This window comes from Candidatus Accumulibacter sp. ACC005 (assembly GCF_907163215.1).
Lineage (GTDB): Bacteria > Pseudomonadota > Gammaproteobacteria > Burkholderiales > Rhodocyclaceae > Accumulibacter > Accumulibacter regalis.
In genome coordinates this window covers 385,597-396,614 of sequence record NZ_CAJQUB010000005.1, presented here as the reverse complement: position 1 = coordinate 396,614, position 11,018 = coordinate 385,597, and the positions used below count along the sequence as shown (strand labels likewise).

The window sequence follows — 11,018 nt, the reverse complement described above, 5'->3', positions numbered from 1 at the left end:
GGCATGGGCGGGGCAAACTTGAGCCACCGCACGGGTTTCACGCTGCTGTCGGCGGTGGTGGGGGAAAGCCTCATCCAGAATGCACCACCGCGCTAGAACAGGGCGCTGTTGATCCACATGTGCGTGGCGACGCTGGCTGCGTAGCCGAGTGCGATGACCGGCGCCCATTTGAGGTGGCCGAAAAAGGTATACTTGCCGCGTGCCTGCCCCATCAGGGCCACCCCCGCGGCCGAACCGATGGACAGCAGGGAGCCACCGACACCGGCGGTGAGCGTGACCAGCAGCCATTGGCCCATCGACATGTCCGGCATCATGGTCAGCACTGCGAACATCACCGGGATGTTGTCGACCACCGCCGAAAGGATACCGATCGCGATATTGGCGTTGGTCGCACCCCAGTCGATATACATCACCTTGGAGGCCATCGCCAGGTAGCCGATGAAGCCGAGGCCGCCGACGCAGAGCACAACGCCGTAGAAGAAGAGCAGGGTATCCCACTCGGCCCGGGCAATCTTGTTGAACACGTCGAACGCCGGCAGGCTGCCAAGTTGTTCGTCGTCGCCGGTTAGGGTCAGGAACTGATACCGGGTCATGCCGTGCTCGAGGTGTACGGTCTTCTTCAGGAAGTAGCCGAAGAACTGCAGATAGGCCAGGCCGGTGAGCATGCCGACGACCGGTGGCAAATGCAGGAAGTTGTGGTAGCTGACGGCGGTTACGATGGTCAGCAGGAAAAGCGCGATGATGCGCCTGGCGCCGCGTTTCATCACCACTGCCTCGCCGCCGGCGTGGGGTTGTGTATTGGGGACGGTGATCGACATGATTGCCGCCGGCAGCAGCCAGTTCACCAGAGCGGGAACGAACAGCGCAAAGAAGGCGCCGAACCCGACCACGCCCTGCGGCGTCTCGATCTCTTTCTGCCAGACCATGAGGGTCGTGATGTCGCCAAACGGGCTGAAGGTGCCACCCGCGTTTGCCGCCACCACGATACTGATGCAGGCAACCAGGACGAACTTGGTATTCTCGCCGCCGACCGCCATCACCACCGCACACATCAGCAACGCGGTGGTCAGGTTGTCGGCGACGGGGGAAATGAAAAACGCCAGCGCGCCGGTTATCCAGAACAGCTTGCGCAGTCCGTAGCCCTTCTTGATCAGCCACGAGCGCAGGGCGCCGAACACATTGCGCTCGCTCATGGCGTTGATGTAGGTCATGGCGACGAGCAGGAACAGCATCAGTTCGGCGTATTCGAGCAGATTATGCCGTACCGCCCCTTCGGCAACATGGTTCATGCCGTGGTCGGCATAAACGATGGCGATCAGCGCCCAGATAAGGCCGGCGGCAAGGATCACGGGTTTGGACTTGCGCAGGTGCGTGAATTCCTCCGCCATCACCAGTGCGTAAGCCAAACCAAACAGGACGAGGGCGGTGAAACCGACCCAGTGGGCGGTCAGGTCGAGGCGCCCATCCTCCGCTGCCGAGGCCCAGGCAGGAAGCGGCGACAGAAAAAACAGCTGGAGGACGAGCAGGCGCGCTAGCCTTGTCATTACTGGTCTCCTTGATTCGCGGCAGCTTCCGATCAGTCTCCGATCGCGGACAGCATCGCGACTGTCGCCGTCGGCAGCTTTCGATTCTCAAGCACGCAGCATACGGGGTCCCTTGTACCATTAAACCTAGAAAACGCAGTTACCCCACCCCATTTGCATGATTTGCCAGCAAATTGAAGGTAGGCGGCGGGCCGATTGCGGCGAGGGTGAGCTTGAGATGATTGCAGCACAGCTGCCAGACCGATGTGACATTGAACTGCTCCGCAGCTTCGGTCACCCAGGCTTGAAGCTGGGCGGAGATACGCATCAGCACCTGCCGGGCTTTGCCAAAGTGGGCATGCAGTCCGGTCAGCGTGATCGTGGTCTGGCCGGCATGCTCGGTACGGCGTCCGACCGAGGACATCAACCACGGCCGGCTGGTAATGGCCTCGCGTCGCGCTTCGGGGCTGGCCAAACGGACAAACAGACTCCACCAGTTGTAGATCAGTGCCACGGCACGTGCCGACAGTTGGCAGCGATGCAGGTCGTGGGTGGTGAAACCGCCCCAGCCCCACTGGTTCTTCAACTCGTCGAAGGTGTTCTCCGCATCGGCCCGGTCGCGGTAGAGCTGGCCAAGCGAAAGCACTTCGTGGTCGAGATTGGTGACCAGTACGGCGTACTCGTAGCCGGTGATGCGCTTGCCCGCCTTGCGATCGGCTTCGATGAAGCCCAGCAGCTGTTGGCCATTGTCTTCTTGGGCAACGAGCATCTCGCCCTGCAGAGGGCGGCGCAGGACCACGACACGCCGCTTGTCCTCCCAACCGGTCAGCGCCAGCGTGCTGTCCATGCCTTCCCAGCCCTGACCCGCGTCGGTCCAGCCCGAGACCCGGAACAGGCGTTCGATGTGGCGCTTGACGTTTTTCGACAGACGCAATTTGAACAGATACGGCTGGCGGCGTTCTTCGAGCGCGCGCATGATGGCGTCCGAGCCGAAGCCGCAATCGCCGCGCACCATCTTCGGTTTGCGCTCGGCGGGCAACTCATCAAGCATCGTCAGCAGGCCGGGCAGCGTGTGGCTACCCGAGTGCTCGTTGCCGGCCTTGACCTCGACGCCCATCACCAGGCGCAGCCCGGCCATCAGGTAGGTGTGGTAACTGTGCGAAGGACGACCTGGTTTGTGCGGGTTGTACGACACCACCGCGCCTTCCTGCTTGCCGTACAGCGGCTTGATCGTGGTGTCGATGTCAAGAATCCACGGCGCATCGAGCAGCGGCGCCGTACTCTCGCGCAGGTGCGCATCGAGCCAGGCTACCCCTTCGGGTTCGCCAATCGCCACCAACGCCCGGCGCAGCGCATCCTCACTGATCACCTTGTTCATTCCCAGCAGACCGGGATTGACCCCGTCACAACGAATCGTCGTCACATGCGAGTAGCGCCGATGACCCGACAGGATCGACAACATCCAGGTACCCAGCACGTCGGCCTTGCTCGGCGCGTTTGGGCTGGTGTAGGACAGCGGGCAGCGTTCCTGCCAGCCCGACCACAACCCGGTCAGCGTCAGAAACTCGATGAAGTAGGCCAGTTGCCCCATCGGCGTGGCGGCGCTGTCCGCCTCCCAGCGCACCTGCACACGCCCGCCCGCCGTGTGCACTCCAGCGCACGACATTTGCATTTGTTTGGCCTTAAGCCGCTTCAATTTCGACTCACCCATCAGGTGACTCCATCGATTAACGTCAAACCCATAGCCTGCCAGCACTTCCGCAACTTTGCACGTCGCCAACTGAGATTTCTAGGTTAAAAGGGGTTGGCCGCGGGTCGGGGTCGCGCGTCGACGTCTCGGTTCCGGCCTCGCAGTCCCGGGCAAGGCATTTTGCTCGCAGTGCTCGCCAGCGCCGCCTGTAATTGTCGGCAGTCAATGGCATCATCTGTGCCGCATGCGCCTTCTACGAGGCTCGCCAACACCTTCGATCATCTCCTGAGTATCCGAGACCATGGAAAACGCACCGGCCTGGCTGGTCAATAGCTTCATCTACCTCAGCGCTGCGGTGATCGCCGTGCCGCTGAGCAAGGCGCTGGGCCTCGGCGCGATCATCGGCTATCTGGCGGCGGGGATGGCCATCGGGCCCTGGGGCCTGGCCCTGGTCACGAACGTCGAGGACATCCTCCATTTCGCCGAGTTCGGCGTCGTGCTGATGCTTTTCCTGGTCGGTCTGGAACTCGACCCCAAACGCTTGTGGAGCATGCGGCGGCCGATCTTCGCCTGGGGCGGCGCGCAGGTTCTTGGCTGCGCCGCGGTGCTCGCCGCGCTGGCCATGCTCAGCGGGGTGCCCTGGCGTATCGCGCTGGTGGCCGCGCTGGGGCTGGCGCTCTCGAGCACGGCGATTGCCCTGCAGGTGATGGGCGAACGTAATCTGATGCCGACCTCCAGCGGTCGCTCGGTCTTCGCCATTCTGCTCTTCCAGGACGTCGCGGCGATCCCGATCCTGGCGCTGCTGCCATTGCTGGCCACCGGCGTCGTCGGCGATGTGGGCGAAATGCACGTCAACCACTGGCTGGAAGCGGCTCGGATCGTCGGCGTGATCGCCGCCATCGTGCTTGGCGGGCGCTTGCTGCTGCGCCCCCTGCTGCGCTGGATTGCGCGCTCGCGGACGCCCGAAATCTTCACCGCGGCGTCGCTGTTGCTGGTCGTCGGCATTGCCGGCCTGATGCACCAGGTGGGATTGTCGATGGCCCTGGGAGCCTTTCTGGCCGGGGTCCTGCTCGCCGAGAGCGAATACCGGCGGGCACTGGAAACCGACATCGAACCGTTCAAGGGCCTGCTCCTGGGACTGTTCTTCATCGCCGTCGGGATGAGCATCGACTTCGCCGTACTGATCGCCTCACCGCTGCAGATGGCCGCCATTGTCGCCTCTTTTCTGGCCCTCAAGGCCGCGGTCATCTATACCCTCGCCTGGCAGATGGGAGTGTCGTTCCAGGATCGGCCCGTGTTCACGCTGCTTCTCGCGCAGGGCGGAGAATTCGCTTTCGTCGTCTTCCAGGCGGCTGTCGGCGCGCGCGTCTTTCCGCCCGCAACGGGCTCTCTCCTGATTGGCGCGGTGGCCGTATCGATGCTCGTCTCGCCGCTGCTGCTGGTGGCCGTCGACAAATGGCTTCTGCCGCGTTACGCCAGCCGACGGAAAGTTGTTCTTGAAGAGATCTCGGAAGCCCAGGACGCGCCGATCCTGATTGCGGGTTTTGGCCGTTACGGGCAGATCGTCACCCGCGTGATGCTCGCCGAGGGGATCGCGTGCACGATTCTCGACCACGACGCAGAAATGGTCGAGGCCGCGCGCAGCTTCGGCTACCGGGTCTTCTACGGCGATGCCGGGCGGCTCGACCTGCTGCGTACGGCAGGGGCAGCCCGCGCGCGGGTGCTGGTGCTGGCGGTCGACGACGTCGACCAGTCGCTGAAGATCGTCGACCTGGTGCGCGAGCATTTCCCGAATCTGGAAATCGTCGCCCGCGCACGTGACGTGACCCACTGGCACCGCTTGCGTGACCATCAGGTGACGCGTGTCCAGCGCGAGCTGTTCGAATCGAGCCTGTGCAGTGCGCGCAGCGTGCTCGAGTTGCTCGGCCTTACGGCGGCTGACGCCCTGCTGACGACGACACGTTTTCGTGCCCACAACCTGGAGCTGTTTGAACGCATGCATCCCCACCACGACGACCGCGCCCGGATGATTGCCGTGGTCAAGGAGGGACGCCAGAAACTGGAGGACCAGATGGCGCAGGAGCGGCTGGAGCGCGCCGCGCGCCGGCAACACGACGAGCCGGCGGCGGGGCATTGACAGTCATTCGGGCGTGATGACTCCCCTGTGTCGATCGCTCCTGCCTGGGCGATCAGCGTTGGCAGGCGCGAGCAGTACGCTCAGGCGCGGTTGACGGTGTTCGCTGTCGCCGTCGGCAGGGTGCGCACGAACCAGTGCGCGGTTTCGCGCGCCACCCACTCGAAGGCGGCGGCCGAGTCGGGGGCGTCGGCGCTCGCCGGCAGCAGCTTCAACTCCTTGCGCCCGGTGAGTTCGCGTAGTGCGCGGCGGTTGCTGGTTTCGACGCGCTGTTCGCCGTCGCCGACGAGGACCAGCAGGGGCGAGGCCAGCGTGCGCAGGTAGAGCATGCCGGCAAGGTCGATCAGGCCACCGCGGCAGACGACGGCGTAAATGTCGCGATCACGGATGGCGGCCGCGCGCACCACCACCGGCGAGCAGTCACCGGCAGCGCTGAGCCCGACCGGCAGGCTGGGCAGCTCGTCGAGCAGCATATGCTGCCTGAGAACGGTGAGGCCGTCGACCAGGCGGCTGGCGAGGAGAGGAACGTTGTGATGATTGTCGACGAAGCGATCTTCGCTGCGCGTCAACAGGTCGAAGCTCAGGGTGCCGACGCCGGCATGGCGGAGGATGACGGCGAGGGCGTCGTCGCGGGCTTCGGGATTCGGCCCGGCGTGGGCCAGGACGACCAGCGCCGAGGGCCGCGCGGGCAGGGTCAGGTCGGCGTGCAGGCGCACACCGGCGCTGTCGATGGCCATCGTCGTTGCCCCGGTCGAGGCGCTCGTTTCGCTCACCGGCGCACCAGCCTGACCGGCACGCGACGGGGACCGAAAGGCTTGCCGAAACGCGCAAAATAGCCGGCGATCGGCGTCGTGCAATGCGGACAGCGACCGTCGCTCGGCAGATCGTAGTGGCGGATGTTGTACCAGTCGCGCTCGATCAGCGCCGCCTTGCACTGCGGGCAGAAGGTGGTGCCGCCCTCGGTGTCATGCACGTTGCCCGTGTAAACATAGTTCAGGCCGGCGTCCATGGCGATGCGCCTGGCCTGGGTCAGCGTCGATGGCGGCGTCGGCGGCAGGTCGCTCATTTTCCAGTCGGGGTGGAAGGCCGAGAAGTGCAGCGGCACGTTCGCGCCCAGCTCGCGCGCCACCCAGTCGGCGAGTGCCTTGACCTCGGTTGGCGAGTCGTTGCGGCCGGGGATCAGCAGGGTGGTGATTTCCAGCCAGCAGTTCGTTTCATGGTGGATGTAGGCGAGGATGTCGAGTACCGGTTGCAGGTGGCCGCCGCAGAGCTTGAAGTAGAAGTCGTCGGTGAAGGCCTTGAGGTCGACGTTGGCCGCGTCCATGACCGCGAAGAAGTTGCGCGCGGGCTCGGGATGGATGTAGGCAGCGGTGACGGCGACGGTCTTGATGCCATTTGCGCGGCAGGCGACGGCGGTATCGATCGCGTACTCGGCGAAAATCACCGGGTCGTTGTAGGTGAAAGCGACCGATTGCGCGCCGTAGGCGGCGGCCGCGGCGGCGATTCCCTCCGGGCTGGCGGCGTCGAGCAAGCGGTCCATGTCCTTGGACTTGGAGATATCCCAGTTCTGGCAGAACTTGCACGCCAGGTTGCAGCCGGCGGTGCCGAAGGAAAGAATCGACGAGCCGGGATAGAAGTGGTTGAGCGGCTTCTTCTCGATCGGGTCGATGCAGAAGCCCGACGAGCGACCGTAGGTGGTGAGCACCATTTCTCCGGAAATGTTCTGGCGCACGAAGCAGGCGCCGCGCTGGCCGTCATGCAGTCTGCAGTCGCGCGGGCAGAGGTCGCACTGGATACGCGCGTCGGCGATGGCGTGCCACCAGCGCGCCGGGTGTGCCGATTCGGGGGTTTTCAGCGAGTCGTTGAGGTCTCTTTCCATTTTCGTGCTCCATAACGCGCCAGGGTGAGCTCCGGGTGCCAGAAGTCGGCGGCCAAGCCGGCTTTCAGCTTGAGCTGGGCCAGGAATTGCCGGGGGTCGGCGAGCGACTCCCAGACCTGCGGCAGGAAAGTGGCCCGTCGCCGCCCGTAGCTCAGGATCAAGCCATCGACACCCGGCCGCAGGCGGGCCAGCGCGTCTTCTTCGCTGCTGACCGGGAAGGGTTCGGCTGGCGCGAGCAAGGAAACCTCGATCCGCGTGTGCGCCAACTCCCGCTCGCTCAGCGGCGGAAAGCGCGGGTCGCGAAAGGCGGCGGCGAAGGCGTTCTCGGCAACGTCTGCGGCCAGCGGCCGCTGTGCTTCGAGACTGCCGATACAGCCGCGCAAGGCACCGTCCTGGGTCAGCGTCACGAAGCTCGCCCCGGGCTCGGCGAGTTCCGGCGTCGTCGCCACCGGTCTTGCCGGCAATCCGAATTTCGCGGCAATGGCGTTGCGGGCGCTGACCAGCAGGGCGCTGCCGAGGGGGTCAGTGGGCATCGGTGTTCACCGGCGTGAAGGCAAAGGCGCCGTAGCCGACGACGCGCGACCTGTCGCCGGCGGTATCGCCGGAATTGCGCAGGTCGAGGAGGCGCGCCTGCAGCCCGTGCCGGCGCGCCGCCAGGAGGAGGCCATTGACCGGCGTCGCGCCGCAGGCCTGTTGATGGTCGATCCGTGCGTCGAGGGCGACGATGTGCCGGGCGGTTTCATTGTCCGTCTTGCGGGCGATCGCGTAGGGAAGGTAGTGCGAGAGGTCGGAGCTGATCACGAGCAGCGTCTCGTCGCCGCCCCAGAGGGCTTCGAGCACTTCGGCGACCTCTGCCGCGGAGGCACGACCGACGGCCAGCGGCACCAGCGTAAAGCGTTCGAGGACCGTCTGCAGGAAGGGCAGCTGCACTTCCAGCGAATGTTCCATGGCGTGCGCGGCGTCGCTGACGACGACCTGCGGCAGGTGTGCGATGCTGGCGATGGCCGCCATGTCCAGCGCTACCTCGCCCAGCGGAGTGGCGAAGGCGCTGGCCGACGGCAGCGCCAGCCCGGCGACGGCGACGCGGTGCGTCGGGCCGAGCAGCACGACGCGCCGGAAAGTGGCGCGCAGCGCGTGCAGCGGTGCGTAGACGCTGGCCGCGATGGGCCCTGAATAGACGTAGCCGGCATGCGGCGCGATGATCGCTTTCGGGCGCCCATACTGCCTCTCCTGAGCCGTTTGCGCCACCGGCGTGTCGTCGAGCAGCCGGCGAAGATCGCGCGCCAGAACGCTGGCCGATCCGGGATAGAAGGTGCCGGCGACTGCGGCCGGACGGATGCCTGGGGTCGAGTGTGTCATCTGGTCAATCCTCGAGGAGTGGGGCTCAAGCAGGGCCGGCGGCGCAGGCATCGACCTCGATAACGGAAAATCACCCGCTGGCAAGAGTCCGTGCGCAGCGCTGCGCGCTCATTTCGGTATCCGCCTGCCTACTTTGGTTAAAATTACGCCATGCTACGTCACTACGCAATCGTCCCCGCCGCCGGAAGCGGCTCGCGCTTTGGCGGCGCAATGCCAAAGCAATACCAGATGCTCGCCGGCCGACCGCTGATCTATCACAGCCTGGCCGCCTTGTGTCGTTGCCCACGCATCGACCGCGTCTGGGTCGTTCTCTCTCCGGACGACAGCTGGTGGCGACAATACGACTGGACAAGTCTAGGCCACAAGCTGGAGACGGTTTTCTGTGGCGGGGCGAGCCGTTCCGCGAGCGTCGCCAATGGCCTGGCTGCCGCCGCGACGGCCGCCCACGACGACGACTGGGTCCTGGTCCACGACGCGGCACGCCCCGGCCTTTCGCAGGCAAACCTGCACGTCCTGTGCGACCAGCTGGCCGACGATCCGGTCGGCGGTCTCCTGGCCGTGCCGCTGGCCGATACGCTCAAGCGCGCCGACGACGCACAGCGCGTCGCGCGTACCGAGTCGCGCGACGGCCTGTGGCAGGCGCAGACACCACAGATGTTTCGCTACGGTCTGCTGCGCCGGGTGCTTGCCGGATACCCGGATGGCACCGACGAAGCCTCGGCCGTCGAGGCCGCCGGCTTCAAGCCGCGACTGGTCGCCGGCGACAGCAGCAACTTCAAGGTCACTTTTCCGGCTGACCTGCGTCTGGCGGAGCTGATCCTGCAGGGCAGGACGAGGGTGGACGAATGATCCGCGTCGGACAGGGTTGCGACATTCACGCGCTGGTTCCCGGCCGCAAGATGATCCTTGGCGGTGTCGACATCGCCCATGGCAGCGGACTCCTCGGTCATTCCGATGCCGACGCGCTGGTGCATGCGATCATCGACGCCCTGCTCGGCGCCGCCGCACTGGGCAACATCGGGCAGCACTTTCCCGATAGCGATCCTCGCTATCGCGGCGCCGACAGCCGCGTCCTGCTGCGCGCCACCGTTGCGCTGCTGGCGCAGGCGGGCTGGCAGGTCGGCAACGTCGACGCGACGATCATCGCCCAGCAGCCGAAGATGGCGCCGTACCTGCCTCAGATGGTCGCCAACATCGCTGGCGATCTGCAGGTGGCGGTGGACTGCGTGAACGTCAAGGCGAAGACCGCAGAAAAGCTGGGTTTCGTCGGGCGAGGGGAAGGCGTTGCTACCGAGGCGGTGGTGCTGATCAGCCAACCGAACTGAAGCGGGCGCCGCCCCGAGGTCGCCTTCGCGCGATCACTGCTGCGCTACGCGCGCCAGCTTGACGGGACGCTCTTTCTGCGCGCTGTTCAACCACAGGGTCCCGGCCATCGTGGCGCCATCGCCGGCGATCCTTGCGGTGAGGTTTCCCGTATCGACCAGTACGTCGCCGGGACTGCTGACAATCTGCAGCGCGATGTCGACCACCAGTTCAGCACCCGGGAGAGCGCTTGCGGTGCCCTTTCCGCGGTAGCTTACGGCGTCGAGTTCGCTGCCGAAGCGCTCGCGCCAGAAGCTGCGGTAGTCGGCCCAGTCGGCCCTCTCGCCGATGGGCACGGGACGACTGCTGAGCTCGACCTTTTCGCCGCTCTGTCGCAGCGCCAGGAAGAGCGTCTCGTCGGGGGATAGTGTGGCCAACCACGACCCGGTGACATCGGTGGCGGAAGCGGTGCCGGCGACCCGCAGCGCGTACCAGCCGATGCCGAGAGCGATTGGCATTGCCAGCACCGCCGCCACGACGAGCCGTCGTCGGCTTGCTTGCCCGACGGACTGGCCTGGCGGGGCTGAAGTGGGCGTGACTGCAGGCGGCGTGGCAACAACGCCAAGCGCGTGCAGGTCGTCTACCAGCCGCTGGACGTCGTGGTGCCAGTCGTACGCGCGCAGCGGGCGCCAGGTGAAATCGCCGATGCGGTTGAACGGCGCCGGCAGTTCGGCGGCTGGCGGCGGCGCAGCCACGTCGTCGCAAAGCAAAGGAATGAGGTGCGCACCGCCGGCCAGGGCGTCGGCCACTTCGCGGCGGATCGGGTCCGAGGGGTCGTCGATCCGCAAGGCTCCGCGATCGTCGGTCGCGGCGAGCAGCTGCGGCGTGAGCAGCAGCAGGAGTATCGGCCGTGCCTTGAGCGTCTGCGCGATCTCCTCGCGCCAGCGGACCCCGGCGCGCAGATCATCCTTGTCGAGGAAAACCTGCTCGTCGCCAAAGACGGCGCCGAGATCACGCGCCAGGGCCGTCGCCTTGTCCTTGCCGTCGGACGAGCGGTAGCTGATGAACACTTGCGCCATTGGTCTGCGCTTGCTTCTTGCCGCTCAGCAAAGCTGGCGGATCGGGCGCTTG

At 65.7% G+C, this 11,018-nt stretch carries 10 protein-coding genes; 3 read left to right on the top strand and 7 right to left on the bottom strand.

All coding sequences use genetic code 11. The features are described 5' to 3' along the window. Positions 1-92: 92 nt before the first annotated feature. Positions 93-1,544 (bottom strand): sodium:proton antiporter NhaD, encoded by a 1,452-nt coding sequence (nhaD, locus tag QZ613_RS06840; protein ID WP_291865080.1) that lies wholly within the window; start codon positions 1,542-1,544, stop codon positions 93-95. A gap of 139 nt (positions 1,545-1,683) precedes the next feature. Then, complete coding sequence (locus QZ613_RS06835) at positions 1,684-3,189, bottom strand: transposase (RefSeq protein ID WP_291901241.1); 1,506 nt, start codon at positions 3,187-3,189, stop codon at positions 1,684-1,686. Positions 3,190-3,514: 325 nt separating this feature from the next. Here QZ613_RS06835 and kefC point away from each other — a divergent pair, with 325 nt between their 5' ends. Continuing rightward, complete coding sequence (kefC, locus tag QZ613_RS06830) at positions 3,515-5,350, top strand: glutathione-regulated potassium-efflux system protein KefC (RefSeq protein ID WP_291901238.1); 1,836 nt, start codon at positions 3,515-3,517, stop codon at positions 5,348-5,350. 80 nt (positions 5,351-5,430) lie between these two features. On the opposite strand, the gene QZ613_RS06825 is transcribed toward kefC, so the two are convergent. From QZ613_RS06825 to amrB, 4 genes are read right to left on the bottom strand one after another with little or no spacing between them, the layout of a single operon-like run. Further along, entirely contained in the window at positions 5,431-6,120 is a 690-nt protein-coding gene (locus tag QZ613_RS06825; protein WP_291901235.1) for a hypothetical protein, read from the bottom strand. After that, positions 6,117-7,226, bottom strand: a complete 1,110-nt coding sequence (gene amrS / locus QZ613_RS06820; RefSeq protein ID WP_291901232.1) for an AmmeMemoRadiSam system radical SAM enzyme — start codon at positions 7,224-7,226, stop codon at positions 6,117-6,119. The genes QZ613_RS06825 and amrS overlap by 4 nt, the downstream gene beginning before the upstream one ends. Beyond that, a complete protein-coding gene (gene amrA / locus QZ613_RS06815; protein WP_291867499.1) occupies positions 7,199-7,759 on the bottom strand; it encodes an AmmeMemoRadiSam system protein A in 561 nt (186 codons plus the stop codon). The genes amrS and amrA overlap by 28 nt, the downstream gene beginning before the upstream one ends. Beyond that, positions 7,749-8,585 (bottom strand): AmmeMemoRadiSam system protein B, encoded by an 837-nt coding sequence (gene amrB, locus QZ613_RS06810; protein WP_291867502.1) that lies wholly within the window; start codon positions 8,583-8,585, stop codon positions 7,749-7,751. Before amrB ends, amrA begins: the two co-directional genes overlap by 11 nt. A gap of 150 nt (positions 8,586-8,735) precedes the next feature. On the opposite strand from amrB, the gene ispD reads away from it, so the two are divergent. Together ispD and ispF are read left to right on the top strand one after the other, a co-directional pair. Further along, on the top strand, positions 8,736-9,434 hold the full coding sequence (gene ispD / locus QZ613_RS06805) for a 2-C-methyl-D-erythritol 4-phosphate cytidylyltransferase (protein WP_291867505.1): 699 nt from the start codon (positions 8,736-8,738) through the stop codon (positions 9,432-9,434). Beyond that, positions 9,431-9,910, top strand: a complete 480-nt coding sequence (gene ispF, locus QZ613_RS06800; protein ID WP_291867508.1) for a 2-C-methyl-D-erythritol 2,4-cyclodiphosphate synthase — start codon at positions 9,431-9,433, stop codon at positions 9,908-9,910. The genes ispD and ispF overlap by 4 nt, the downstream gene beginning before the upstream one ends. A gap of 33 nt (positions 9,911-9,943) precedes the next feature. On the opposite strand, the gene QZ613_RS06795 is transcribed toward ispF, so the two are convergent. Beyond that, the gene (locus tag QZ613_RS06795; RefSeq protein ID WP_291867512.1) at positions 9,944-10,966 is read right to left on the bottom strand and encodes a toll/interleukin-1 receptor domain-containing protein; all 1,023 of its coding nucleotides are present in this window, start codon (positions 10,964-10,966) and stop codon (positions 9,944-9,946) included. Between the last annotated feature and the right edge of the window lie 52 nt (positions 10,967-11,018).